This window comes from Curtobacterium sp. AG1037, assembly GCF_003349855.1.
In the GTDB taxonomy this organism is placed as follows: Bacteria; Actinomycetota; Actinomycetes; order Actinomycetales; family Microbacteriaceae; genus Curtobacterium; species Curtobacterium citreum.
Window position 1 is genome coordinate 35301 of sequence record NZ_QQAO01000006.1, and the last position, 25838, is coordinate 61138.

Annotated in this window: 18 protein-coding genes and 1 tRNA gene; 6 read left to right on the plus strand and 13 right to left on the minus strand. The window is 73.3% G+C overall.

All coding sequences use genetic code 11. From position 1 onward, the window contains the following. Positions 1 to 2: 2 nt before the first annotated feature. The 7 genes from DEU32_RS10380 to DEU32_RS10410 form a co-directional block, all read right to left on the minus strand. Positions 3 to 1118 carry a DUF917 domain-containing protein gene (locus DEU32_RS10380; protein ID WP_114850469.1) on the minus strand — a complete coding sequence of 372 codons (1116 nt, stop codon included), beginning with the start codon at positions 1116 to 1118 and terminating at the stop codon, positions 3 to 5. Beyond that, entirely contained in the window at positions 1115 to 2254 is a 1140-nt protein-coding gene (locus DEU32_RS10385) for a DUF917 domain-containing protein (RefSeq protein WP_114850470.1), read from the minus strand. Before DEU32_RS10385 ends, DEU32_RS10380 begins: the two co-directional genes overlap by 4 nt. Further along, positions 2251 to 3807, minus strand: coding sequence for a hydantoinase/oxoprolinase N-terminal domain-containing protein (locus tag DEU32_RS10390; protein ID WP_114850471.1), 1557 nt, complete (start codon positions 3805 to 3807; stop codon positions 2251 to 2253). The genes DEU32_RS10385 and DEU32_RS10390 overlap by 4 nt, the downstream gene beginning before the upstream one ends. Positions 3808 to 3934: 127 nt before the next feature. Further along, a complete protein-coding gene (locus DEU32_RS10395; protein ID WP_058743069.1) occupies positions 3935 to 5308 on the minus strand; it encodes a cytosine permease in 1374 nt (457 codons plus the stop codon). Positions 5309 to 5650: 342 nt separating this feature from the next. Then, positions 5651 to 5726: transfer RNA gene (locus DEU32_RS10400), tRNA-Arg, on the minus strand. Between the two features lie 111 nt (positions 5727 to 5837). Then, entirely contained in the window at positions 5838 to 6623 is a 786-nt protein-coding gene (locus tag DEU32_RS10405; RefSeq protein ID WP_114850596.1) for a dienelactone hydrolase family protein, read from the minus strand. A gap of 101 nt (positions 6624 to 6724) precedes the next feature. Beyond that, positions 6725 to 8149 (minus strand): glucose-6-phosphate dehydrogenase, encoded by a 1425-nt coding sequence (locus DEU32_RS10410; RefSeq protein ID WP_114850472.1) that lies wholly within the window; start codon positions 8147 to 8149, stop codon positions 6725 to 6727. Between the two features lie 81 nt (positions 8150 to 8230). On the opposite strand from DEU32_RS10410, the gene DEU32_RS10415 reads away from it, so the two are divergent. The 4 genes from DEU32_RS10415 (at position 8231) to DEU32_RS10430 (ending at position 14602) form a co-directional block, all read left to right on the plus strand. Next, complete coding sequence (locus DEU32_RS10415; RefSeq protein ID WP_180224810.1) at positions 8231 to 9400, plus strand: Gfo/Idh/MocA family protein; 1170 nt, start codon at positions 8231 to 8233, stop codon at positions 9398 to 9400. Between the two features lie 8 nt (positions 9401 to 9408). Then, positions 9409 to 10323, plus strand: a complete 915-nt coding sequence (locus tag DEU32_RS10420; protein ID WP_217483622.1) for a sugar phosphate isomerase/epimerase — start codon at positions 9409 to 9411, stop codon at positions 10321 to 10323. 34 nt (positions 10324 to 10357) lie between these two features. Beyond that, positions 10358 to 12172, plus strand: coding sequence for a thiamine pyrophosphate-requiring protein (locus DEU32_RS10425; RefSeq protein ID WP_114850474.1), 1815 nt, complete (start codon positions 10358 to 10360; stop codon positions 12170 to 12172). A gap of 105 nt (positions 12173 to 12277) precedes the next feature. After that, complete coding sequence (locus tag DEU32_RS10430; protein WP_114850475.1) at positions 12278 to 14602, plus strand: bifunctional UDP-sugar hydrolase/5'-nucleotidase; 2325 nt, start codon at positions 12278 to 12280, stop codon at positions 14600 to 14602. A gap of 276 nt (positions 14603 to 14878) precedes the next feature. On the opposite strand, the gene DEU32_RS10435 is transcribed toward DEU32_RS10430, so the two are convergent. The 3 genes from DEU32_RS10435 to efeU are packed head-to-tail and all read right to left on the minus strand — an operon-like array spanning position 14879 to position 18970. Further along, positions 14879 to 16159 (minus strand): Dyp-type peroxidase, encoded by a 1281-nt coding sequence (locus tag DEU32_RS10435; RefSeq protein WP_114850476.1) that lies wholly within the window; start codon positions 16157 to 16159, stop codon positions 14879 to 14881. Next, the gene (efeO, locus tag DEU32_RS10440) at positions 16156 to 17391 is read right to left on the minus strand and encodes an iron uptake system protein EfeO (protein ID WP_114850477.1); all 1236 of its coding nucleotides are present in this window, start codon (positions 17389 to 17391) and stop codon (positions 16156 to 16158) included. Before efeO ends, DEU32_RS10435 begins: the two co-directional genes overlap by 4 nt. Then, entirely contained in the window at positions 17378 to 18970 is a 1593-nt protein-coding gene (efeU, locus tag DEU32_RS10445; RefSeq protein ID WP_114850478.1) for an iron uptake transporter permease EfeU, read from the minus strand. Before efeU ends, efeO begins: the two co-directional genes overlap by 14 nt. A 69-nt stretch (positions 18971 to 19039) precedes the next feature. On the opposite strand from efeU, the gene DEU32_RS10450 reads away from it, so the two are divergent. After that, a complete protein-coding gene (locus tag DEU32_RS10450; protein ID WP_058743270.1) occupies positions 19040 to 19834 on the plus strand; it encodes a trimeric intracellular cation channel family protein in 795 nt (264 codons plus the stop codon). A 273-nt stretch (positions 19835 to 20107) separates the two neighbouring features. Beyond that, entirely contained in the window at positions 20108 to 20710 is a 603-nt protein-coding gene (locus DEU32_RS10455; protein WP_141862526.1) for a TetR/AcrR family transcriptional regulator, read from the plus strand. 245 nt (positions 20711 to 20955) lie between these two features. Here DEU32_RS10455 and DEU32_RS10465 read toward each other — a convergent pair whose 3' ends face one another. The 3 genes from DEU32_RS10465 to DEU32_RS10475 are packed head-to-tail and all read right to left on the minus strand — an operon-like array spanning position 20956 to position 25681. Next, on the minus strand, positions 20956 to 23370 hold the full coding sequence (locus tag DEU32_RS10465; protein WP_114850481.1) for a DUF3488 and transglutaminase-like domain-containing protein: 2415 nt from the start codon (positions 23368 to 23370) through the stop codon (positions 20956 to 20958). After that, on the minus strand, positions 23367 to 24689 hold the full coding sequence (locus DEU32_RS10470; protein WP_114850482.1) for a DUF58 domain-containing protein: 1323 nt from the start codon (positions 24687 to 24689) through the stop codon (positions 23367 to 23369). Before DEU32_RS10470 ends, DEU32_RS10465 begins: the two co-directional genes overlap by 4 nt. Continuing rightward, positions 24689 to 25681, minus strand: a complete 993-nt coding sequence (locus tag DEU32_RS10475) for a MoxR family ATPase (RefSeq protein ID WP_114850483.1) — start codon at positions 25679 to 25681, stop codon at positions 24689 to 24691. The genes DEU32_RS10470 and DEU32_RS10475 overlap by 1 nt, the downstream gene beginning before the upstream one ends. Positions 25682 to 25838 lie beyond the last annotated feature (157 nt).

Consider the following 25838-nt stretch of genomic DNA (forward strand, 5'->3'; position numbering starts at 1 on the left):
GCTCAGCGCGCCCCCACCGGCACCCGTTCGTGCAGGTCCTCGACGGGCACGAAGGCGTCGTCGAGCCCGAAGCACGAGGGTCCGAAGACGGCGAGTGCCTCCGGGGTGCGCATGAGGTCGGGCGTCGAGACCCCGACCACCCGGACGCGCTGCCCGTACCGGAGCCGCTCGGTCGTGATCGGCTCGGCGGTCTCCGCGTCGAGGACGCAGATCAGGTCCGGCACGACGGCGACGAGCCGGCCGTCGCGTCGCGCCACGAGGTTCTCGTTCTGGAAGGCGATCTCGAGCTCGGAGCCGTCGGCGCCCTGCACGGTCGCGCGGCCCTTCGCGAACCCGTCCACCGTGCGGCGCTCGACGTCGACGACCTTGCCGTCGAACAGCTCGCGCAGGTGCGTGTAGATCGTCTGCGAGAACGCCTCGGCGAGGCCCTCGACGGGGTCGCGGTGCTCCTCGCGGGCGACCCGCACGGCACGACCGACGGCGAGCGCGAGGGACAACGTGCGCGGCACCGCGGTCTCGCGGACCTGGCGTCCGGTCATGGCGTACTCGGCGATGTACGCGACGCCGCCGAGCCGGATCGTGACGCCGCGGGCGAGCCACTCCATCTGGCGGTTGTCGTGCCCGGTGTCGATGACGACGCCGTGGCCGTTCTCGTCGCTGATCGCGAGCGGCGACCCGGTGACGCCGTACACCGAGAACGTCTCCATCTGCAGCTCCGGGAACGCGCGGCCCATGCCGTCCGCGTCGACCACCGGCAGTCCCCCGGTGGCCCCCACGAGGAGCGGGATCATCGAGTTGATGCCGCCGCACTCGATGGGCATGGTCGCGCTCGCGGTGCGGCCGAGGTGCTGCTCGAGCCGCCGGAGGGCACCGAGCGGCTCCGGGCCCGCCGGGAGTCGTTCGAGCACGACGGTCGGGGCACCCATCTGCGCCGTCGGGATGACGAGGGCGTCGTCGGGGACCTCGTCGGGGTCGAGGATCGTGACGGGGCCGTGCTCCGTGATCGCCGCGCGGACGAGCAGCATCCCCACCGTCGGGTCGCCGCCGCCGCCGGTGCCCAGGATCGCCGCGCCCCGGGCCAGGTCGGGCAGGTCGTCGACGTCGATCGTCCAGCTCATGCGTGCTCTCCCTCGCTGACGGTGCCGTCGTGGCGGACCGCCGGGGTGTCGTAGCCGAAGTACCTCGGGCCGGCGAGCGCGAGGCCCGCCGGGGTGTGCCAGCGCGGGTCGGCCGGCGCGGTGACGATCCGGACGCGCGCGCCGAACCGCAGGCCCTCGGTGGTGATCGGTTCGCCGGTGTCGGCGTCCAGGGTGACGATGAGGTCCGGTGCTGTGGTGCGCACCGACCCGGCCACCTCGACCAGCAGGTGCTCGTTCTGGAACCGGAGCAGTGCCTCCCGGCCGGTGTCGCTGCCCGACCCGGTCAGGTGGGCGGTCCCGCGGGCGAACCCCGTGACGGTCTTCCGCTCGACGTCCGTGACCTTGCCGGTGAAGACGACCCGACCACCCAGGACCGACGCGACCGCGTCGACGGGGTCCTCGTTCGCGGCGCGCGCGTCGACCAGGGCCTCCCCGAGCCGGACGCACAGCGACAGGCTGCCGCGGACGTACGAGTCGCGGACCTGTGCACCGCTCATGGCGTAGTTCGCGGTGATCGCGGAGCAGCCCATCTCGACGGTCGCGGTACGGGCGAGCCGCTCCGCCCACCGGTTGTCGACGGTGTCGAACACGACCGAGTTGCCCTTCTCGTCCGCGAGCGCCATCGGCGTCGCGCGGACCCCGGCGAGCGTCGGCAGGACCATCTGGACCTCCGGGAAGGCGCGGCCCATCGCGTCTCCGTCGACGAGCGGCAGGCCGAGCTCGGCCGCGGCGACGATCGGACTCGTCGAGTTGACCCCGCCGACCTCGATGCATGCGATGTGTGTCGGCGTGACCCCGAGGTGCGCGGCCAGGCTGCGGACCGCCTCGGCGAACTGCCCGGCGGACGGGGTCTTCTCGACCATCACGGTCGGCGCGCCGATCATCGCGACGTTGAGCACGACGGCGTCGTCGGGCAGGTCCTCGACCTGCACCACCGGCACCGGGCCGTGCGCACGGACGGCGGCCTCGGCGAGCAGCCGGCCGATGTACGGGTCGCCGCCGCCGCCGGTGCCGAGGATCGCGGCGCCCCGGGCGAGCGCGGAGCAGTCACCGTCGATGGTGGTGAGCGGCCGGGTGCCCGCGAGTGTCCCGACCGGGCTCTCGACGGTGCTCATCGGACGAGGGCCCCGAGTGCGAGGTCCCCGACGGCCTTCGCCCGGATGCGGGTGGCGTTACCGGGCAGGTACGGGATCGGGACCTCGTCGAAGTCGACGATCGCGACGCTCGACGGGTCGGCGCCGGCCGCGACTGCACGGTCGACGGCCTCCTGCCGGGCCTCGTCGACGACCGCGGACCGCTTGCCGTCGCTGATCGCGTAGACCTTGTCGACCTCGCCGGACACCTGCGCGATGGCGGCGCCGATCGCGTTCGCGACCGAGTAGTGCTCCGGCCGGTGCACCGTCCCGAGCCCGGGCAGGGTGTCCGGCAGCAGCACCGATCCCCCGCCGACCGCGACCACGGGCAGCGGCGCGGACGAGGTGCGCATGCGCTCGACGACGTCGGCGACGCGCTCGGCGATCACCGCGAGGGACCGCTCGGCGACCTCGGCGGGCACCCCGGCGACCCGTGCGGCGTCGCCCACCGTGCCCCGGCCGCCGCGGACCGCGACGTCGGTGGCGGTGAGGGTGTCCCCACCGAACACGAGTGCCTCGTCGACCAGGCGGTACCCGACCGAGTCCGGTCCGACGACCGCGCCGTCCTCGCGGATGCGGGACCCGCCGCCGATGCCGATCGACAGCACGTCGGGCATCCGGAAGTTCGTGCGGATCCCGGCGACCGCGACCTCGCCGGTGGCCTCGCGCGGGAACCCGCCGGTCAGGACGCCGACGTCGCTCGTGGTCCCGCCGACGTCGACGACCGCGCACGTGTCGAAGCCGGAGAGCACCGCGGCGCCGCGCATGGAGTTCGTCGGGCCGGACGCGAACGTCGCGACCGGGTAGCGCCGGGCGTACTCGACGTCCATCAGGGTGCCGTCGTTCTGGCTGAGGAAGAGCGGCGCCTCGATGCCGCTCGACGCCACCGAGCCGGACAGCCCGTCGACGATGGTGTCTGCGAGCTCCCGGAGCGCGGCGTTGATGATCGTGGCGTTCTCCCGCTCGAGCAGGCCGATGCGGCCGATCTCGCTCGACAGCGAGAACGCGACGTCCGGCCCGAGCTCGGCGGCCAGGATCTCCTGCGCGCGCTGCTCGAACTCGTCGTTGATCGGCGAGAACACCGACGAGATCGCGACCGAGCGGATGCCGGCGGCGGCGATCACGGCGGCGTGCCGCTTGAGCTCCTCGAGGTCCAGCGGCGAGATCACCCGGCCGTCGAACTCGTGCCCGCCGTGCGCGAGGAACGCCCGGCCCTGCACGGCGCCGACGAGCCGCTCCGGCCAGTCGGTGTACGGCGGCAGCGAGGCGGTGGCCGGGAGCCCGAGCCGGACGGCTGCTGTCGGGGCGAGCCCGCGGGCCTCGATGAGGGCGTTGATGAAGTGCGTCGTGCCGATCATCACGCCGTCGACGTCGGCGGACCCGAAGTCGCGCTGCTCGCGGAGCCCGGCGAGCGCCGCGACGATGCCGGAGGTCACGTCCTGGCTCGTCGATCGCTTCACGGCCGCGGCGACCGTGCTGCCGTCCATCAGGACGGCGTCCGTGTTCGTGCCGCCGACGTCGATGCCGATGCGCATGGGGGTCCTCTCGGGGTGGTGCGGATGGTGGAGCGGGTGGCGTCGGCCGTGCCGCGGCCGGATCAGGAGGCTGCGGCACGGCCGACGTCGGCGACGGTCGACGTGGGGGGAACGCCGGCCGTCGGTCTCAGGGCGCCGGAGCGGGTGCGGGCGCAGCCGGCGCCGCCGCCGCGACGGTGGGCGCCTGCTCGGTGCGGCTGACACCGACGCCGCGGACCCAGCCCGCCTTGCCGGCGACCACGTACAGGACGAAGGCGATCACGACCGAGTTGATCGACGGGATGCCCACGGTGACGAAGTAGCCGACGACCGAGGCGATCACCCAGATGACGAGCGTGGCGGGGACCCACGTCGGGCTCGTCGCCGGCAGCGACTCGCTGTCGCTGAGCTCACGACGCCAGCGCTTCACGACGAAGTACTCGGCGACCATGATGCCGGCGATCGGCGGGAAGACGACGCCCAGGACGATGAGGAACGGGGTGAACGCACCGAGGAAGCCGACCGCGGCGAGCACGGATCCGACGACACCGAGCACGAGGGTGACGACACCGCGGTTCACCTGCTTGCCGAAGACGACGTCGATGAAGTTCGTGACGCCGAGGCTCGAGCTGTAGATGTTCCAGTCGTTGATCTTGAACGTGCCGAGCAGGATCACGAGGATGCCGACCCAGCCGACGCTCGACGTGATCACGCGGGTGATGTCCGACGAGCCGACGGCGTGGGCGAGCAGGACGCCCGCGAGCCCGATGACGTACTCGCCGAGGGTCACGCCGAGCGCGGTCTGCTTGACGACGTCGCCGACCGACCGGTTGAAGCGGGTCATGTCCGGGGTGATCACGGCGCCGACGATGAAGCCGCCAGCGACCAGCGTGGTGCCGGCGACGAAGCTCAGTTCGGGGCCAGCGGGGGCCTTGGCGGCGAGCTCGGCGATCGAGTGCTTGCTCAGCTCGACGACCACCGCCCACCCGACCAGGATGAGGAACAGCGGCACGGTCACGTTCGCGAGCCACTGCATCGAGTGGAACCCGCGGAGCACGATCGCCGTGACGAGCAGCCCGAACACGAGCGACCACGCCCACGCCGGCAGCACGGGCAGGATCGCGACGAGCCCGGCGGCGGAGACACCGGACTGGATGCCGAACCAGCCGATCAGGCTCAGGCCGATCGCCAGGCCGACGAGGGCGGACCCGGCCTTGCCGAACCCGGTCCAGCGCGCGATGACCGAGGTGTTCAGTCCCTCGCGCATGCCGATGACGCCGACGAAGACCGACACGATCTCGAGGATCACGGCGCCGAGGGTGATCGCCCAGAACGCCTGCCAGAACCCCATCCCGAAGCCGAGCGTGGCGCCGAGGAGGAACTGGGACAGGGCGGAGATCTGACCGAACCGTTGGACGGCCACCTGGAACCAGCCGTAGCGGGCGGTGGTGGGGACACGGGACAGGGAGTAGTCGTCGACGACGACGGACGGGGCTGGTGGTGCTGACGCTGCACTGGCCATCGGGATGCTCCTGGGGAAGGGGTGCCGGTCGGGCGACCGGGTTGGGGCAACCGTAGTGACGGGCCAGGAGCGGCAGAACGTGCAGGTCGTCGTTACGGGCACGTGAATCCGTGCACCCTGCACACCCCGCTGCGGAGCCGTCTCGGTGCGCGTGCGGCGTCGGTGGAGCAGAGGACGTCGGGTGCGCTCCCGGCGGGCGACGTCGTGTGCTCCATCGCTAGCGTGCGCGACCCCGGCCCGACTCCGACCCGACCCGGCCCGGCACGCCCGACCCGACCCGACCGCCCCGGCCCGCCCGGGAACGACGAAGGCCCCGCCGCAGTGCGACGGGGCCTTCTCGTGTGGTGCGCTCGAAGGGACTCGAACCCCCAACCTTCTGATCCGTAGTCAGATGCTCTATCCATTGAGCTACGAGCGCATCCGGCTTTCCAGCCGAACCGGCCTTGCGGCCGTGGAAGACTCTACAACAGGTGCGGCGCGGAACGCGAATCGAGCCGCGCCGACCCGGCCCCTCGGCGTGTCGCAGGACTCACACGATGGTCGGCTCCTCGTCGAACACCTCGGCGAGGAACACCTGCAGCGCCTGCCACGACCGACGGTCCGCCCGCTCCTGGTACTGCGCGCCGTGGTCGGGGGCGTCGGTCCCCGGCACCGCGAACGCGTGCATCGCACCCGCGTACGTCACGACCTGCCAGTCGACCTCCGGGGCGCCCCGCATCTCGTCCTGCCACGCGGTGACCGCGCTGTCCGGGACGACCGGGTCCGACCCGCCGGTGAGCACGAGCAGCTTCGCCCGGATCGCGGCGGCGTCCGACGGGTCGTGCGCGATGAGTCCACCGTGGAAGGAGACGGCCCCGACCAGGTCCGCCCCGGTGCGGGCGAGTTCGAGCGCGCCGGACCCGCCGAAGCAGTAGCCCATCACGACGATGCGCGAGTGGTCGACGTCGGGGTCCTCGCGGAGCTGTTCGAGCCCCGCGGTCAGCCGGGCGCGGAAGAGCGGCAGGTCCTGGTAGAACGAGCCGGCGACCTCGGAGGCGGTGTCGTCGCCCGGGCGGACGCCCTCGCCGTAGACGTCGGCACCGAACGCGACGTAGCCCAGGCGGGCGAGCATCGCGACGCGGGCCTCGACGTGCTCGTTGACCCCGTGCCAGTCGTGCACGACGAGGACGGCGGGGCGCGGGCCGGACTCCGCGTGGTCCTTCGCCAGGACGCCGAGGAGCGCGGTCCCCTCGTGGTCGTAGCGGACGGGCTCGACGCGGACGTCGGAGCCGGCGGGAGCGGGGACGGTGGACAGGACGTCGTCGGTGGTCTTCACGATGCGCGACGCTACGCCGCGCGACCAGGAGACGGACGGGAGGATCGTGGCGGGGCCCGCCACGATCCTCCCGTCCGTCCGCGCGCACCGCGCGCACCGCGTCAGCAGTCGATGTTGTCCCAGGAGTCGGGGCCGACGGATCCCGCCGCGTACTCGTCGAGCGGGGTGTCCCCCGCGCGCCAGGCCTGCAGGAACGGCTCGACGACCCTCCACCCCTGCACCGCGCTGTCCCCGCGCACCGACAGCGTGGCGTCGCCCTCGAGCACCCCGGCGAGGACCTCGCCGTAGGCACTCAGCCGACCCGGGTTGAAGGTGGTCGTCAACGAGGTGTGGTCGATCGTGTACGGGTCGCCGGGGCCGTTCACGTTGAGCTCGAGCTGCATCTCGTCCGGCGCGATCCAGATCCGCAGCTTGTCGGGTCGTTCGGCGCCGGTGAGCCCGTTCGGCACGTGCGGCGAGTCCTTGAACGTGATGACGATCTCGCGGCGTTGCTGTTCGAGCGCCTTGCCCGAGCGGAGCGTGAAGGGCACCCCGGCCCACCGCCAGTTCGCGACCTCGAGGGTGAGCTGCGCGAGCGTCTCGGTGCCGAGCGACGGGTCCACGCCGTCCTCGTCGACGTAGGACGGCAGCGACCGGTCCCCGATCGTCCCCGCCGCGTAGCGGGCCCGCTTGCCCGCGGCCACCACGTCCCCGCCCCACGGCCGGACGGCGCGCAGGACGAGCTCCTTCTGGGTGCGCAGGTCGTCCGCGTCGATCGACGCCGGGGCCTCCATCGCGACGACCGCCATCACCTGCAGCAGGTGGCTCTGGATCATGTCCACCAGGGCGCCCGCCTTGTCGTAGTAGCGCGCGCGACCCTCGAGCCCGAGGGTCTCGTCGTAGACGATGTCGACGCGGGCGACGTGCTGCGACGACAGCAGCGGCTCGACGATGCGGTTCGCGAAGCGCAGGCCGAGCAGGTTGAGCACGGTCGAGCGGCCGAGGAAGTGGTCGACGCGGTGGATCCGCTCCTCGGGCAGGAAGGAGTGCAGCAGGTCGTTCAGGTGCTCGGCGCTCGCGGCGTCGGTGCCGAAGGGCTTCTCGAGCGCCAGGCGCGTGCCCGACGGCAGGTCGAGGTCCTGCAGGACCGCGCAGCTCTTCTCGGTGACCGCCGGCGGCAACGCGAAGTAGACCGCCGGGTCGTGGTCGCACGCGGCGAGGAGTGCCCGCAGGTCGTCGGCGTCGGTGACGTCGGCCTTGCGGTACGTCGAGGCGGCGACGACGTCGAGCAGCCGCTCGCTGAGCCGTTCCCCGCCGTCGTGGGCGCCCTCGTCCTCCTCGTTCTTCGACGCCTGGGCGTTCTCGAACGAGGTCTTCACCTGCGCCTTCCAGTCGGCGTCGGAGAGGTCCTCGACGCCGGCGCCGACGAGCTGCACGTCCCAGTCCTCCTTCACCTCCAGCAGGGTCGCGAGGCCGGGCAGCAGCAGTCGCTTGGACAGGTCGCCGCTGGCTCCGAGGATGAGCAGGCTGGTCTGGAGGCTCGACATGCCCCAGACGGTACTCACGCGTTCCGGCGCGTGGCCGGGCTGCGTCGGTACGGTGGTCCCAGTCCGGCGCGAGGGAGCACCATGAGCAGTGGGTACGGAGGGCGACGCATCCGCGTCGCCGTGGTCGGGACCGGCATGATCGCCGGCGTCCACGCGCGGGCGGCGCGTGCCGCCGGGGCGGAGGTGGTCGGGGTGCTCGGCCGGACGCCGTCCCGCTCCGAGCAGGTCGCCGCGCAGCTCGACGTCCCCCGCGGGTACGCCTCGCTCGACGACGTGATCGCGGACGCGCCCGACGTCGTGCACGTCTGCACGCCGAACGACCAGCACCACCCGCAGGCCCTCGCGGTCATCCGCGCCGGGATCAACGTCGTGTGCGAGAAGCCGCTCGCGATCAGTGCCGCGCAGGCCGCCGAGCTGGTCGACGCCGCGGACCGTGCGGGCGTCGTCGCCACCGTGCCGTTCGTGTACCGGTACCACCCGGTGGTCCGGGAGATCCGCGGTCGGATCGCGGCCGGCGAGCTCGGGCGGATGCTGGCCGTGCACGGGCACTACCTGCAGGACTGGATGCTCGACGAGGACGCCTCGTCGTGGCGGGTCGACGCAGGGGCCGGCGGGGTGTCGCGGGCCTTCGCGGACATCGGTTCGCACTGGTGCGACCTGGTCGAGTTCGTCACGGGTGAGCCGTTCGCGTCCGTCTCCGCCGCGACCGACATCGTCTACCCGACCCGACCGTCGGCCTCGGGTCCGTCGTTCTCCGGCTCCCCCGACCCCGACCCGGTCGCGGACGCCGGGCAGCGCGCCGAGGTGACCACCGAGGACACCGCGGTCGCGACCTTCCGCACCGCCTCCGGCCGCATCGGGAACGTCGTCATCTCGCAGGTCGCCGCCGGACGCAAGAACCGGCTGTGGTTCGAGGTCGACGGCACCCTCGGCTCGGCGGCGTTCGACCAGGAGCAGCCCGAGTCGGCGTGGTTCGGCAACGAGCGGGGCGCCCAGGTCGTCGTCCGCGACCCGTCGCTCGGCTTCCCGGACCAACGGAGGCTGGCGGTCGTGCCGGCCGGCCACCCGCAGGGGTACCTCGACGCGTTCGGGGCCTTCGTCGCCGACACCTACGCGGCGGTCCGCAGCGAGGGCGACCGGTCGGCGTGGCCCGACGGGCTGCCGACGTTCGCGGACGGCGCCCGTGCGGCGTCGATCATCGAGGCGGTCATCGGCAGCGCGGCCGACGGGTCGTGGCGGGGGATCCGGTGAAGCTCGGGATGCTCACGGCATGCCTGCCCGGGTGGTCGCTCGAGCGGATCGCGGCGTTCGCGGCCGAGCAGGGCTACGAGCGGCTCGAGGTCGCGGTGTGGCCGGACACCGGGTCGCGCGACTTCGAGGCGGCGCACCTGCCCGTCGCCACGTTCACCGAGTCCGACGCCGCCGCGACGCGGGAGGTGCTCGACCGGTACGGGCTCGAGATCTCGGCGCTGGCGTACTACGAGAACAACCTGCACCACGACACCGACCACCGGGCCGCGGTCAAGGAGCACCTGTTCCACGCGGTCGACGCCGCTGCGATGCTCGGCGTGCCGTCCGTCGGCACGTTCGTCGGTCGGGACAACACGCTGTCCGTCCGCGACAACATGGCGCTCGGCGACCGCGTGCTCCCCGAGCTCGTCGAGTACGCCGGCGAGCGGGGCGTCCGGCTGATCGTCGAGAACTGCGTGATGGAGGGCTGGCACCCCGACGGGTACCCGGGCAACCTCGCGTACTCCCCCGAGCTCTGGCACTGGGTCACCGGACTCGGGTTCGGCCTGAACTGGGACCCGTCGCACCTGACCTGGATCGGCATCGACCCGGTCGAGACGATCCTGCCGTTCGCCGAGCACATCGTGCACGCGCAGGCGAAGGACGTCGAGCTGTTCCCCCGGAAGCGGGACGAGTACGGGTTCTTCGGGAAGGTCGACAAGGGCGACGACCCGTGGGACATGGGCTGGTGGCGCTTCCGCGTCCCGGGCCGCGGGGTCGTGGACTGGCCGCACGTGGTCGACCGACTGTACGAGGCGGGGTTCACCGGCACGCTGAGCGTCGAGCACGAGGACCCGCTGTGGGGCGGCACCGACGACAAGGTGCTCGAGGGCCTCCGGATCGCGCACCGCACCCTGCGCCCCCTGATCGCACGGGAGTCCTGAGCGCGTACAGGAAGCGGCGAGCACGGTGGAGCGCATGGGCCAGACCGTGAGCGACTTCGTCATCGACCGCATCAAGGCGTGGGGGGTCTCCCGCGTGTTCGGGTACCCCGGGGACGGCATCGGCGCGTTCGACGGTGCGCTCGGCAAGGCCGACGGCAGCGAACGGGCGCTCGAGTACGTCCGCCCGACGCACGAGGAGATCGCGGCCCTCATGGCCACCGCGCACGCGAAGTTCACCGGCGAGGTCGGCGTCTGCGTCGCGACGTCGAGCCCCGGGGCGTTCCACCTGCTCAACGGCCTGTACGACGCGCAGATGGACAACCAGCCCGTCGTCGCGATCGTCGGCCAGCAGGGCCTGGCGTCGATCGGGTCGTTCACCCAGCAGGAGTCGAACCTCGAGCGCGTGTTCGCCGACGTCGCCTGCTACGTCGAGACCGTCGCGACGCCGGACGCGGTCGGGGTCGTCGTCGACACCGCCTTCCGCACCGCGATGCTCCGCAAGCAGCCCGCCGTGGTGGTCCTCCCCCACGACGTCCAGGCCATGGCGTACGAGGCCCCCGCCGCCGAGCACTGGGTGTCCCGGTCGAGCGACGTCGCCCCGTCGATCCGGATCACCCCGCCGCAGGACGAGATCGCCCGGTTCGCCGAGGTCCTGAACGCCGGTGAACGCGTCACGTTCCTCGTCGGTGCCGGTGCCCGCGGTGCGACCGACCTGGTGCTCGCCGCCGCCGAGAAGACCGGCGCCGGGATCATCACGGCCCTCCGGGGCAAGGACGTCGTCCCCTCGGACGTGCCGTACCACACGCAGCAGGTCGGCCTGCTGGGGTCACGCCCGAGCCTCACGCAGATCAAGGAGTGCGACACGATCGTGCTCCTCGGCTCGAACTACCCGTACGGCGAGTACCTGCCGGCGAGCGGCCAGGCCCGCGGCGTGCAGGTGGACATCAAGCCGGAGCAGATGGGGCTGCGCTACCCGACCGAGCTCAACCTGTGGGGCGACGTCGGCGCGACGCTCGAGGCGGTGCTCCCGCTCCTGCACGACAAGCAGGACACCGCATGGCAGGACAAGCTCGCCGGTGAGATGCGCGAGTGGGAGGCGGAGATGGACCGCCAGGCCGAGGTGCACTACGACGACGGCGTCAACCCGCGCCGCGTGATCCGCGCCGTCAACGAACGTCTGCCCGAACGCGTCACCGTCACCTGCGACGCCGGGACCACCGCGGACTGGTACGGCCACCACATCCGCCTGCGCCGCGGCATGCACGGCGACATGTCCGGACGCCTCGCGACGATGCTCGCGGCGATGCCGTACGCCGTCACCGCGAAGTTCGCCTTCCCGGACGCCCCGGCGGTCTGCACGATCGGCGACGGTGCGTTCCAGATGCTCGGCATGAACGAGCTCATCACCGTCAAGAAGTACATGGCGCAGTGGCCGGACCAGCAGCTCGTCATCGTCGTCATGCACAACGACGACCTCGGCCAGGTCTCGTGGGAGATGCGCACCGAGGACGGCAACCCGATGTGGTCCGGCTCGCAGGACGTCGAGACCATGGACTACGCCGGGTACGCGCAGCTGCTCGGCTTCACGGGCATCGCGGTGCACCGGGACGACGAGGTCGAGGCGGCAGTGGAACGGGCGTTCGCGAACCCGGGCGTCACGCTCATCGACGCCTACGTCAGCCGCAACGTGCCGCCCCTGCCGCCGCACATCACCGCGGAGTACGCGATCAACACCGCGAAGAGCCTGCTCAAGGGCGACCCGGCCGAGCTCGGGGTGGTCAAGGACTCGGCGAAGGCCATGGCGGCCGAGGCCGTCGAGCGGGTGAAGGGGGCGTTCGGCCGGGACTGACCGCCGGGCGGGGACGTCCGTCACGTGTTGCCGATGTGAACACCTCGTGACACATCGCGGCAACCCCTGGCGCGTCCCCTGTGGGTTCTCCTAGGTTCGTCGCCGATGAACACCACCTCCCACACCCGAACGCGTCGCGCCGCCGCCGGCGCGGCGCTCGCGACCGCCGGCGTCCTCGTGGCGCTGTCCGTCCCGTCCGCCGCCCTCGCCGCCGAGGGCGACGCGACGATCGACCTCTACAACGTGAACGACTTCCACGGGCGCATCGCCCAGTCGCTCTCCTCGCCGCCGCGCGACGGCGACGCCGCCGGTGCCGCCGTGCTCGCCGGTGCGCTCGAACAGCTCCGTGGCAGCGACCCGTCGACCTCCGCCTTCGTCAGCTCCGGTGACAACATCGGCGGATCGACGTTCGAGTCCTTCATCCAGGAGGACCAGCCGACGATCGACGTGCTCAACCAGATGGACCTGACGGTGAGCGCGATCGGCAACCACGAGCTCGACCGTGGACAGACCGACCTGCGAGACCGCGTGATCGGGGCCGACGGTGCCCGCAACGCGAAGTGGGACTACGTCTCCGCGAACATCCTCGACTCGGCGACGGGCAAGCCCGCGTTCGACCCCTACGCGATCCAGGAGATCAGCGGCAAGCGCGTCGGGTTCATCGGCGCGACCGTCGACCTGGTCGGTCAGGGGCTCGTCAGCCCCGACGGCATCGCGGGCCTCGAGATGGGCGACATCACCACCGAGGTGAACAAGGTCGCCACGCAGCTCACCGACGGCGACGAGGGCAACGGCGAGGCCGACGTGCTCGTGCTGCTCGTGCACGACGGTGCGGAGTCCCCCACGCCGGTCACCGCCGACGGCGGGTCCGACTTCGCCCGCGCGGTCTACGGGGTCACCCCGAAGGTGTCCGCGATCCTCTCGGCGCACACGCACCAGACCTACACGTACTCGGTGGTCCCGAAGGGCGGCACGGTCCCCCGTCCGGTGATCCAGACCGGCTCGTACGGGTTCAACCTCGGGCACGTGCAGCTCACGGTCGCCGCGGACGGCACCGTGACCCCGACGAAGAACGAGAACATCCGGCTCGCCGGCAGCACCTTCCCGAAGGACGCCGCGGTCCAGGCCACGGTGGACACCGCGGTCGCCGAGGCGGACCGGCTCGGTGCCGTCGAGCTCGGTGCCGTCGACCGCGACCTCAAGCGCGCCGTGCAGTCGAACGGCTCCGAGAACCGCGGCGGCGAGTCCACGCTCGGCAACTTCGTGGCCGAGGTCCAGCGCTCGCAGACGCAGCGCCAGGGCGCCCAGATCGCGTTCATGAACCCGGGCGGGCTCCGTGCGGACATCGCGTCCGGCCCGGTGACCTACAAGGAGGCAGCGGTCGTCCAGCCGTTCGCGAACACGCTCGTCGTGCTCGACCTCACCGGTGACCAGGTCCGCCAGGCGCTCGAGCAGCAGTGGCAGCCCGCGAGCGCGAGCCGTCCGTTCCTCAAGCTCGGCACGTCCTCCGGGTTCTCGTACACCTACGACCCGCTCGCGGACGCCGGGTCCCGCATCACCTCGATGACCCTCGACGGCGCTCCGGTCGACGCGGACCGCACGTACAAGGTGACCGTGAACTCCTTCCTGGCGACCGGCGGCGACAACTTCGCCGCGTTCAAGCAGGCCGCGGCCAAGCAGGACAGCGGCATGGTCGACCTCGAAGCCCAGGTCGAGTACTTCAAGGCGAACCCGTCGGTCGCGGTGCAGGAGGACCAGCGCGCCGTCGGCGTCCGTGTCAGCGACGCTCCCGAGGGCGGCTTCGGCCCCGGCGACGAGGTCCGGATCGACCTGTCGTCGCTGACCTTCAGCAACGCGGCGGACCAGGCAGGTTCGGTGTCGGTGAGCGCCGGCGGCCAGGAGCTGGCCTCGTCGCCGATCGACACGTCGGTCGTGGACACCACCGACGAGCAGGGACGCGCCACGCTGACCTTCACGGTGCCCGGGGTCGGCGGCGACCAGCCGACCGCCCGTGCGGCGGCGACGGGCACGGCGCTCCGCGCGGTCGCCCCCGCCGCGACCACCGACGAGCCCCTCGTCGTGACGCTGCCGAACGGCCAGACGATCACCCTCGCGGTGACCGTGCCGATCGAGGCCGCCGTCGACCCGACCGACCCGACCGATCCCACCGACCCCGGCACGCCGGGCACCGGTGACCCGAGCGCACCCGGCACGGGCGGCGGCTCGATCGGCGGCGGCAACGGAACGGGCACGGGCAACGGCGTCGCGGACGGAGCGCAGCGCCCCGGCACGGGCGCCCTCGCCTGGACCGGCGCCGAGCTCCTGCCTGCGGGCATCGCGGCCGGTGCCCTGCTCCTCGCCGGGCTGGTGACGATGGTGCTCGTGCGTCGGAACCGGGCCCTGCGCGGCGCGACGGTCGAGACCGACTGACACCGCGCCTCCCGGCTGGATCCGAGGACGGGCCGTCTCACCCAGGTGAGACGGCCCGTCCGCCGTCCGGCGAACGAGGGGCGGCGGCCCGTCCGACTTCCGTTACGGCCCGCGCAACAACCGCGAGGAGGGGTACGCTCAGCCTGTCGCACAGCGATGCGCCGCGCCGGGTCGCCCCCCAGGGCCGGACGGTGGTTCCGTCCGCGGACTCCGCGGCGCGGGTGCTCTCCGTCTCCAGGGAAACGGCGGAGGGCACCCACCATCGACCACCGGGGTTCAGCGGAACAGCTGCTCCCCGATGTACGAGCCCTTCCGCGGTGCCGGCGGCACGGCGAACACCCCGGACCCGATGTGCGACACGTACTCGTTCAGCCGGTCGGACGCGCCGAGCTTCCGCTGCAACCGGGTGAAGTGGTCGGGGTCCGTCATGTACGCCGCGAAGAGCAACCCGGCGTCGAGCTGGCCGTACTGGTTCAGCCCGTCCGTGTAGTTGTACCCGCGGCGCAGGATCTTCACGCCGCCGTTGGCCTCGTGCGCGGCGAGGGCGATGTGCGAGCGCGGGTCGATCGCCGTCGCACCGTCCGCGTCGGCGCCGTGCGCGGCCGCGTGGAAGTCCGGCGTGGTGTGCTCGCTGCCGCCGGACAGCGGCGCACCCTCGACCTTGGTGCGGCCGAACACCCGCTGCTGGTCGCTGACGACGTCGGCGTCCCACGTCTCCAGGTTCATCCGGATCTTCCGGACCACCTGGTAGGTGCCGCCGGCCATCCACCCGGCGTCGGAGTCGAGCCACACGAAGCGCTCGTACTCCTGGTCCGAGGTGACGTTCCGCGTGCCGTCCTTGAAGCCCATCAAGTTGCGCGGCGTCGACTGCGAGGGACCCGCGGACGCGCGGCCGAAGCCGATCACCGTCCACCGCACGGTCGCGGTGCCCCGCGCCATCCTGGCCAGGTCGCGGACGGCGTGGTACGCCACCTGCGGGTCGTCGGCGCAGGCCTGCAGCGAAAGGTCGCCGCCGGTCAGCCCGTCCTCGAGCGCGTCGCTCGGCAGGGTCGGGATCGCCGCCAGGTGCGCGGGACGCTTCGCGGCGAGGCCGAAGCGCTCGTCGAAGACCCCGGGGCCGAGGCCCACCGTCACGGTCAGGGACGCGGGGCCGAGGTCGAGCGCCTCGCCGGTGTCCGCGCCGACGCCCTCACCGTGGGCCGGCTCGACGCTGCCGATCGTCCGGCCGGCCTGCAGCTGCGCGATCGCCGCGGACCAGCGGGCGAGGAGCACCTGCAGCTCGGTCGCGGTCGAGGCGGTGAGGTCGAACACCATGAACACGCAGTGCCGCTGCGGGGTCGTGCGGATCCCGCCCTGGGGCTGCCGCGCGGCCGTCGCGTAGAACGGCACCTGCTGCGACAGGTCGATCGACTCGTCGGCGTTCGCGGCCGCCGCGAAGGGGTCGACGCCGGTCGCGGCCGTGGCCCCGGCGACGCCGGCGACCGCACCGACCCCGGCACCGGCTGCGGCGAGCCCGGCGCCGAGCAGTCCGCGACGGGAGAAGCGGGACGCGGTCACGCCGTCGCGACCTTCTCGGCCAGGCGGGACAGCGGGTCCTGGAGCGCCTGGACCTGCTGTGAGATGCGGTTGGCGTCCTTCGCCTTCGCGGCGTCGTCCCACGTGCTGAACCCGCCGAGGGCGTTCGCGTCGCGGAAGCCGTCCATCATCGTGTTCGTCGCGTCGAACTGCGCGGCGATCTGCTTCGTCAGGGCCGGGTCGACCTTGGTCAGGCCGGGCTTGAGGTACGCGAAGGCCTGCCGGGCGCCCTCGACGTTCGCGGCCAGGTCGACGAGGTCGATGTGGCTGTACGCCTCCTCTTCCCCGGTGATCTTGTTCGACTGGACCTCCTCGAGGAGCCCGGCGGCACCGTTCGCGAGGTCCTCGGGCTTGTACTGCAGCGTCGGCACGAGCTTCGCGAGGAGCTGCACGTTGCTCGTCAGGTCGCCCGCGGTCTGCTTCGTCGACGCGGTGATCGCACCGGCCTGGAACAGGTCCTTCTCGACGGCGTGGAACCCGCTCCAGCCGACGGCGTCGTCGAGGTTCGACTGGCGCATGTCGACCAGGTAGTCGAGGTTGCCCTTGTTGTCGGTGGCCGAGAAGCCCTGCTTGACGAACCCGTCGACGTCGCTCTCGATGTGCTCGTAGAACGGTCGGGCGGCGGCGTAGTCCCGCTTCGCGGCGTCGAGGTCGCCGGCGTCGACGTCCTTCTGCAGCTGCTGCACGGCGCTCACCATGTCGTCGACCTGGCCGTCGACGTAGGTCGCGTAGCCGGTCGCTCCGTCGGCGAGCAGGGTCGCGGCGCTGCTGTTCGCGGTCGAGGCCGCCTTCCCCGTGACGGTGAAGTCGGTGAGCTCCTTCGTCGCCCCGGGGCAGTAGACCTGGTAGCTGCCGCCGGTCAGCGTGGCGGTGAACGTCACCGGGGCGAGCCCGGGCGCGAGGTTCTCCTTCTCGCCGAGGATCCGCTGGTCCTGCAGCAGCTCGACCTCGGTGATCGCGGTCGACGACTCGTTCTGCACCCGGAAGGTGACGGGCCCTGCGGGGACCTTCGTGGTCGACACGGCGCAGCCGTCGGAGCCGTCGTTCGTCAGGGTGATGGTGACGCGGGAGACCTTCCCCGACCCGGACGACGCGTCGTCGGCGGGGGTGCCGGCGGAGCAGGCGGTCAGGGTGAGGGCGGCGACGGCGCCGAGGGCACCGAGGGCGATCAGGGGTCGGGCGGCCAGGGGGCGGGCGGCACTACCGAACGGCATGGTCGAGGCTCCTTGCAGGGACGTCGGCGGGCGGTCCGCGCGACGGGTCGGTTCCGGGGGTGGTGGTCGTGGGGACGGACACGCGGCGCCGGTCGCGGACCGCGAGCGCGGCCTGGGCGGCCGCCGCGACGAGCAGCACGAGGGGCAGCCAGGCGTTCCAGAGTCGGAGCTCGGCGGCGCGCGTCTGTGCGGCGGCGACGGCGGTCGCCGCACGGTCCGCGTCGGCGGTCGGGACGGCCCAGACGTCGCGTCCCAGCGTGGTCGTCCGAGCGGCCGGGAGGCCCCCACCGCGCAGCGTGAGCACGTCGCGTTCCGAGCGGGTCGCCTCGAGCACGCCGCCGTCGACGGTCGTCAGGGTCACCGTGTCACGGACGGTCCAGTCCGCCGCGAACGGGCCGGGGTTCGTCGACGGGGAGACGCCGACCGGGACGCGACCGAACAGCCCCACGAGCTGGTCGAGGGTCAGCGAGGTCGGTCGGTCGGCGGACGGGACGTCCTCGGTGACCTGCCACTGGTCGGCGGTGGTGCCCGCCCGGGCGACGCGGCGGTGGGCCGACGCGGGCAGGGTGATCTGTGCCTCCCGGCCGCTGCCGGCCACCCGCAGGACCGCCCTGTCCCCGTCGACGGACGCCGTGACGGAGCGCGCGTCGCCGGACACGGCGACCGTGCGGGGCAGGTCCGCGCCGCTGCCGGACGGGACGGCGACCGCGAGCACGACGGCCGTCGCGGCGAAGGCGGCGGCGAGGACGGCGCGCACCCGCGGGACGCGCTGCGGCGACGGCCGCCAGACGCGCGGCCAGAGCGAGATCGCGAGGACCGGGACGACGTAGAGGACCCAGCCGAGGACCTCGACGACCCGGGGGTCGGCGGGGATGCCGAGCACGCCCGTGACGAGCGCACCGCGGAGCGAGCCGTTCGGGGCGAGCCAGCCGAGGTCGACGGTGCGCTGCTGACCGATGACGAGCCAGCCGGCCTCGTGCGCGTGGCGGAGGGCGGTCAGGACGAGTCCACCGGCGACGAAGACCAGGAAGACGCCGGTGCCCGTGAAGAAGCGGCCGAGGTCGAGCTTCACGCCGCCGGTGTAGATCCCGTACCCGATGAGCACGGCCACGGCGATGCCGATCACGGCGCCGAGGGCGGCGGAGCCGGTGTCCGCGGACGCCTGGAAGGTGGCGAGCAGGAAGACCGAGGTCTCGAAGCCCTCCTTGAGGACCGCGAGGAACGCCATGCCGGCCAGGGCCCAGGCGGTGCCGCGGCCGAGGGCGGCGGTCGCACTGGCGACGAGGTCCTTCGAGAGCGTGCGGGCGTGGGTCCGCATCCACACGATCATGCCCGTGACGAACACCACCGCCACGGCACCGATGACGGTCTCCATGCCCTCCTGCTCGGCCTGCGGCAGGGCCTGCTCGACGAGCTGCAGCCCGAAGCCGACGGCGATGCTCAGGGCGACCGCGGCGCCGACGCCGATCCACATCGGGGTGAGCGGAGCGCGGTTGCGACGCAGGAACGCGGCGATGATGCCGACGATGAGCGTCGCTTCGAGGCCTTCGCGGAGGCCGATGACGAGGGTGGCGATCATGGCGAAGGTGAGGCTAACCTAACTCACCCTCGCACCGCCACTTCCGCGACGTGGGGTTTGATTGTTCTCATGAACCTGCTGTCCCCCGAGGGCCTGGCGTCGGTCACGAACGTGCTCGACCTCGCCGGCGTGCTCGCGTCCGCGCTGCTCGGTGGATCGCTCGCCCGGACGATGGACTTCGACCTGTTCGGGTTCCTGGTCGTCGGGTTCGTCTCCGGCCTGGGCGGCGGCATGCTCCGCGACACCCTGCTGCAGAACGGCCCCCCGGTCGCGCTCGTCGACCCGCTCTACGTGCCGGTCGCGATCGCCGGCGCGCTCATCGCCTTCTTCGTGTCGTTCTCCGAGCTCACCTGGGACCGGCTGTTCACCGTCCTGGACGCCGCCGTGATCGGGTTCTGGTCGGTGGTCGGGGTGCAGCGGACCTTCGACGCCGGGCTCGGCTGGCCCGCCGCGATCATCATGGGGACCATCACCGCGGTCGGGGGCGGGGCCATGCGCGACCTGCTGCTCCGCCGTGTGCCCGCGGTCTTCGGCGGCAACGCGCTCTACGCCACGGTCGCGGTCGCCGCCTCGGCCGTGATGGTCGTCGCGTCGTACCTCGGCTCCCCCACCATCGGGATCATCGCGGCCATCGTGCTGTCGCTCGGCCTGCGCTACGGCGCCGTCAAGCGTGGTTGGGGGCTGCCGAACGGCCGCGACTGGCAGCCGAAGTCGACCCTCGGCGCGCTGCTCCAGCGCGGCCGCCGACTCCGCCCGGACGCCGTCCGCCTGCTCCGCCGACCCGGTCGACGGTCCGGCGTCGGGAGCGTCCGGTCGGACACCGGCAGCGTCCGGACTGACCACGAACCGCACACCGACGACTGAGACTGGGCCACGACGGACCCTGGCGCTAGCATCGGTACCGCCGGGTATCGACCCCGGCGACCACCCGCCGATCGAGGCACCGACACGACCCGAACGTGCCGGTTCGTCCGTCGACGACAGGAGGTCGGGGCCGGCCACGTGCCGCGCGGGGAACCGACGCGCGGCGCGGCAGGCTCCGACGGACCGCACGGCACCACCGTGCGGGGATCGGCACGTCCGCCCGCCGTACGCGGCACGTCGTGCCGGACCGCCACGATCAGGGACCAGGACCAGATGCGCGACGACGACGCCCCCACACCGAGGACCCCGCGAGCCGAGGTCCGGGAGCGCCTGCTCGTCGCGGCCGCGCAGGAGTTCGCCGAGTCCGGACTGCACGGGAGCCGGCTCGACACCGTCGCCGCCCGCGCCGGGTTCAGCAAGGGGGCCGTCTACTCGAACTTCGCGTCGAAGCAGGACCTGGTCGCCGAGGTCATGCAGCGCCAGACGAACCTGGTGCTCGCGTCCCTGCGGGAGCTCGTCGGGCCGGACCTGGCGGCGGAGGACATCGGCGACGTCCTGCGCGCCGCGTTCGGGCGGCACGACCAGACCGCGCAGTTCGCCCTGCTGTCCGAGTTCCGGGGCTACGCGATGCGGCACGAGGCGTTCCTGCCCGAGTTCGTGCGTCAGCGACGGGCGCTCCAGGACGGGGTGCTCGAGCTCGTGCAGGAGTGGTTCGGGGCGCACCCGGAGGTCTCGCCCGGGATGCGGCTCGAGGACTTCGCGACGCTGCTCGTCGGGGCGAACGTGGGGATCGTGTTCGACGCGCCGGCGTTGCCCGGGGTTGACCCGGGCGACGTCATCGCGGCTGTGGTGGACGCGGTGGTGCGCCCGCGCTGAGGCGCGCGGCGCGGGCGGCGCGGCGCGCGCGGCGCCCGGCGGCGCGGCGCGCGCGGCGCCCGGCGGCGCGGCGCGCGCGGCGCCCGGCGGCGCGGTGTGGCGTGCCTGCGCACAACGGGAAGCACGCCGCGCCACGTGATCACATGGCGCGGTGTGCTTCCCGTTGTGCGGACCGCGCGCGGCGCGGGCGGCGCGGGCGGCGCGGGCGCGCGGGCGGCGCGGCGCGCGCGGACCGCGCGCCCCGGCTACGCCGGCCGGCGCCGCCGGCCCTCGTGCGACCAGGCCGACGACGGCAGCAGGCTCGGCGGCAACAGCCGCGACCGGACCACCCGCCCACGGGACACCGATGCGTCCAGGGCGACCCGTGCCTCCAGGACGGCACGGAGGAGCGCGTCCCGGTCCACCGCAGCCGCACCGTCGGCGGCGAACCGCTCGACGTCGACCGCGTCGACCACCGTGGTCAGGTGCGGCAGCACCGTGCCGGGCAGGCGACCCGAGAGCCGACCGAGCACCGCCCGGGCGGTCCGTGCGGCCGCAGCGGCGTCGTCCGGCGGCGCAGCTCCGGGTGCGAGCCCGTGGTCGGCGACGTCGTCGAGGACCTCACGCCAGGCCTGCAGCGCCGGCGACCGCCCGATGCGGACCGCGGCGAGCCGACGGCGGCGGCGGACTGCCCGGACGACCGAGGGCGAGGCGAGCAGGACGAGCGCGAGGGCCACCCCGACCGCGAGACCGAGGGCGCCCGTCCCGGTGCTGCTCCCGGGTGCCGCGGCACCGGGGGCGGCGGACGCCGAGGGCGTGGGGGTCGGTGAGGCCTCTGCCGGCGCGGTCTCGCCGGGTGCGGGCAGCGGGGTCTGCGGGTCGGCCGGGGCCGGCGTCGCCGAGGACCCGGTGGACGGCTGCGCGGCGGCGTCGGAGTCCGGGGTCGGCTCGAACGAGACCCAGCCGGCGCCGCGGATGTACAGCTCGGGCCACGAGTGCAGCTGCCGGTTCGTGACCGTGTACTCGCCGTCGTCGGTCTGCTGCGGGTTCGCCCGGTAGCCGACCGCGATGCGCGAGGGGATCCCGAGCGTCCGGGCCATCACCGCCATCGACGAGGCGAAGTGCACGCAGTAGCCCTCGCGGACGCGCAGGAACGTGTCGATCACGCGCATGTTGTCGCCGTCGTAGCCCTGTTCGACGGGCGCGGTCTCGGAGTACGTGAACAGGTCGCTCCGGAACCACTGCTCGAGCGCCCGGGCCTGTTCGTAGTCGGTCGTCGCACCACCGGCCACGCGGCGGGCGGTCGACGCGATGTCCTTCGGCAGGTCGTCCGGCAGCGACAGGTCGGTGCGGAGCTGGGCGCGGCTCGGCGCCTGGAACCCCCGACCGTCGGCGCGACCGAGCAGCCCCGAGGACGCGATCGCGTCGAGGTACTCCCCCGACGAGGTCGAGGCGCCGTAGACCTCGTACGTCGAGCCCCGCTGGGTCGTCGGCCCCGTCGACCGGATGGTGTTCGAGTCGCCCATCCAGCGCCAGCTCGCCAGGTCCAGGTTCGTCGACCTGGACTGCACCGACACCGCCCCGGAGGGCACCGGCAGGTAGTTGCTCGACAGTCCGGTCACCCGGATGGTCACGTCGCCCCGGCTCGCCAGGCGCGGGTTGACCCCGACCGCGAACTGCTGCTGGTCGGCGGTGTCCGACGTGCTGGCGTCCGAGACGGTGGGGACCCAGTCCCCGGAGCCGAACTCGTCCAGGTCGGCGAGCTTGAGGTACTCCGGCCGGCCGTCGGCCGAGCGGTACTGCAGTACCTCGAGTTCGTTCGGCTGGCGCAGGTCCTGGCCGAGCTGCAGCAGGGTGCCCGGGCGGCCCGGCTGGATCGGCGACTGCAGTGCCCCGGTCACCCCCGACAGCCAGCTCGCGTTGAGCGGCACGACGACGGGGAGCCCGACGGCCACGACGAGTCCGATCGCGCCGACGACCGAGGCCGGGAACGCGCGTTGCACCGGCCGGACCGACAGCCACAGCAGGCCGAGGAACGCGATGCCGACCAGGACGACGAGCACGGGCGACGCCGGCTGGCCGGTGATGACGCCCGGGACGACGAGCACGACGAGCGCCGGCACGGCGGCGAGGGCGACGGTCGGGGCGATCGCGGCGAGGAAGAGCGACACCCCGGCGACCCAGCCGATCGCGACCGTCACGACGAGCCGGATCGCGTCGGTCTGCGGGAGCGGCGCCGGGTTCAGGCGGATGGCCGCCAGGGCCTCGCCGAGCGCACCGTCGCGGTCGAGCCACCCGAGCGGCGACAGGTCGTTCAGCACGGCCGCGGCGCACGAGCCGAGGACCAGCGTCGCGACGAGCGCGATGAACCGGACGCCGGGAGCCCGTCGACGGACGACCAACATCACGGCGACGAGCACGGCGGTGAAGACCACACCGGACAGCCACCACTGCGCGCCCTGCACGAGCGGCCGCATGGCGAGCGCGGCGACGATCACGGGGACGGGGGCCAGCGCGACGATCCAGGCGCTCGGGGCATCGCTCCGTGTGGCGGGCTCGCGGCCGTCGGCAGCCCCGCCCCAGCCCGACCGGTCCGGCCGGTCGGCGACGGCGGTACCGCCACCGTCCTGCGGTCGGCGAGCGTCGTCGCGGCGGCCGGCGCCCCGACCCGTCCCGCTCACCGGACGCTCCCGGGAGCGTGCGCGCCCGTGACCGGCACGACGAGCGTCCGCCAGCCGCCACGGTCGAGGATGCCGCGCACCACCGGCTCCGGCGGCACGATCGTCGCGAGGATGCCCCGGCTCGACCCGCTCGTCCGCGACACGAGCTCGGCCGCCTGCTCCGCGGTGCAGTGGCCGGTGACCACGGCCGTCATGCCGTGCACGTCCCGGCCGCGGACGTCCGGCAGGACCTCGGTCACGTCGCGGGCATCGGAGCGGAGCCGGACGTCGGCGAGCCCGACGAGCACGTCGGTCAGACTGCCGGCGTCCCCCGCGTGCCGGGTGTTCCCCGCGGCGCCGTCGCTCACGAGCAGCACGCGGGACGTCCGCGCGCTCAGGGCACGAGCGACACTGGCGGCCACGACGACGGCGTGCTCGAACGCCGCGTCGCCACCGAGGTCGGACAGCTCGGCGAGGTCGTCGCGGCCGAGCCGCTGGTACGACTCGCGGCGGACGTCGAGCGCGATGACGGCCTCCGGCGGCTGCGCCTGGGTCGTCTGCCGCACGTGCAGTTCGCCCCGTCGGGCGCTCTGCCCCCAGTGCACCCGGCGGATCGGGTCGCCCTGGCGGTAGGGCCGCAGCTCGCTGTCGTCCGCCGATCCGCCCTGGCCGACCCGGCCCTCGTCGGCGGAGACCGCCCCGGCGAGGGCGCCGGTGTCGATCGCAGCGAGCGGGGTCGACGCCGGCACGACGACGATCTCCTCCGCCGGGACGACGGGCCGGTCGATGCGGAGCAGGCCGAACGGGTCCTCGACCCGGATCGTCACCGGGCCGACCAGCGTCCGGCCCCGGTGCATCGCGAGCGCCTCGACGTCGAGCACGGCCGGCGGCTCGTGCGGTCCGACGAGGGCGTAGGTCTCGGCCTCGGACACACTGGCGAAGGTGTCGTCGAGCTGTTCACGGACGAGCAGTCGCGTCCGCGGACCGATCGGCAGCGAGGTCCCGCGGAGCGTGATCCGCTCCCGGTAGACCTCGCCGACCTGGACGATCCCCCGCGCGGTGCTGCGGGTCGCACGGAGCGGTGCCGCGACGACCAGGGCCATCACGACCCCGAGCACGAGCAGCACGAGCAGGAGCAGCCCCGCGGACACGGCGATGCTCGTCGTGGCGACGAGCCCGCCGACGGTCAGCCCGAGCCCGGACGCGAGCACCGTCCACCCCCGCGCGGTCGGCCGGGGGAACGGGGTGCGGCGGAGCAGTGCCGTCCCGCGGCGGCCGTACCGGAGCGCCCGCGACCGCACCGCGCCGGCGCGCAGCGCGAGCGGCGCGGGCCCGGGCATCAGGAGTGGACCGGCGCCGCGGTGAACGGCACGGCGGTGTCGGAGACGATCCGCACGACGATCTCACGGGCGGTGTCGTCACCGGACCCGCCGAGACCACGGGCGACCGGCACCAGGCGGTGCGCGAGCACCACCGGGGCGAGCCGCGCGACGTCGTCCGGTGTGACGAACGGCCGGCCGGCGAGGGCGGCGTGCGCGCGGGCGGCCTGCGCGAGGTGCAGCGTGGCACGCGGGCTCGCCCCGAGCACGAGGTCGGGGTGTGACCGGGTGGCCCGGACGATCGCGACGATGTACGCCTCGACGTCGGGCGCGACGTGCACCGCCCGCACGGCGTGCACCACCGCGCGGAGCGTCCCGACGTCGACGATCGGACGGAGCGACGAGAGCGGGTCGCGTACGCCGCGGTGCGCGAGCATGTTCCGCTCGGCGTCGGCGCTCGGGTAGCCCATCGCGATGCGCGCCATGAAGCGGTCGCGCTGCGCCTCCGGCAACGGGTACGTGCCCTCCATGTCGATGGGGTTCTGGGTCGCGACGATCATGAACGGCGACTCGAGCTGCCGCGTCACGCCGTCGACCGTCACCTGCGACTCCGCCATCGCCTCGAGCAGTGCCGACTGGGTCTTCGGGCTCGTGCGGTTGATCTCGTCGCCGATCACGACGTTCGCGAAGACGGGTCCGGGCGAGAACCGGAAGGTGCCGGACGACTGGTCGTAGATGTTCACGCCGGTGACGTCCGACGGCAGCATGTCCGAGGTGAACTGGATGCGGTTCACGGAGCCGCCGACCGACGCCCCGAGGGCCTTCGCGAGCACGGTCTTGCCGACACCGGGGACGTCCTCGACGAGCAGGTGCCCCTCGGCGAGCATCACCATGAGGGCGGTGCGGATCGCATCGACCTTGCCGTCGACGACGGTCGAGACAGCCGCGACGACGTCGTCGCCGACGGCGCGGACGTGCTCGATCGGGAAGGCGGGGTCGGTCGGGTCCGGCACGCGGGCCTCCTCGTCTCGGGACAGGTGTCGTGCATGCTACAACGGCGCGGTGACAGCCACCGGAGGATGCGTCACCGGTCATCCGGAGGACACATCGGGGCGTTCCGGCGGGCGGCCGTGGTCGCGTCCACCACCGGACGGGAGGCACGTGGCGGCG

Coding starts and splice junctions, on each gene's coding strand:
- DEU32_RS10385 (WP_114850470.1), bottom strand. CDS start 2,254: ATGAGCACCGTCGAGAGCCCGGTCGGGACACTCGCGGGCACCCGGCCG.
- DEU32_RS10450 (WP_058743270.1), top strand. CDS start 19,040: ATGAACCTGCTGTCCCCCGAGGGCCTGGCGTCGGTCACGAACGTGCTC.
- DEU32_RS10380 (WP_114850469.1), bottom strand. CDS start 1,118: ATGAGCTGGACGATCGACGTCGACGACCTGCCCGACCTGGCCCGGGGC.
- DEU32_RS10410 (WP_114850472.1), bottom strand. CDS start 8,149: ATGTCGAGCCTCCAGACCAGCCTGCTCATCCTCGGAGCCAGCGGCGAC.
- DEU32_RS10470 (WP_114850482.1), bottom strand. CDS start 24,689: ATGCCCGGGCCCGCGCCGCTCGCGCTGCGCGCCGGCGCGGTGCGGTCG.
- efeU (WP_114850478.1), bottom strand. CDS start 18,970: ATGATCGCCACCCTCGTCATCGGCCTCCGCGAAGGCCTCGAAGCGACG.
- DEU32_RS10415 (WP_180224810.1), top strand. CDS start 8,231: ATGAGCAGTGGGTACGGAGGGCGACGCATCCGCGTCGCCGTGGTCGGG.
- efeO (WP_114850477.1), bottom strand. CDS start 17,391: ATGCCGTTCGGTAGTGCCGCCCGCCCCCTGGCCGCCCGACCCCTGATC.
- DEU32_RS10420 (WP_217483622.1), top strand. CDS start 9,409: ATGCTCACGGCATGCCTGCCCGGGTGGTCGCTCGAGCGGATCGCGGCG.
- DEU32_RS10395 (WP_058743069.1), bottom strand. CDS start 5,308: ATGGCCAGTGCAGCGTCAGCACCACCAGCCCCGTCCGTCGTCGTCGAC.
- DEU32_RS10390 (WP_114850471.1), bottom strand. CDS start 3,807: ATGCGCATCGGCATCGACGTCGGCGGCACGAACACGGACGCCGTCCTG.
- DEU32_RS10430 (WP_114850475.1), top strand. CDS start 12,278: ATGAACACCACCTCCCACACCCGAACGCGTCGCGCCGCCGCCGGCGCG.
- DEU32_RS10425 (WP_114850474.1), top strand. CDS start 10,358: ATGGGCCAGACCGTGAGCGACTTCGTCATCGACCGCATCAAGGCGTGG.
- DEU32_RS10455 (WP_141862526.1), top strand. CDS start 20,108: ATGCGCGACGACGACGCCCCCACACCGAGGACCCCGCGAGCCGAGGTC.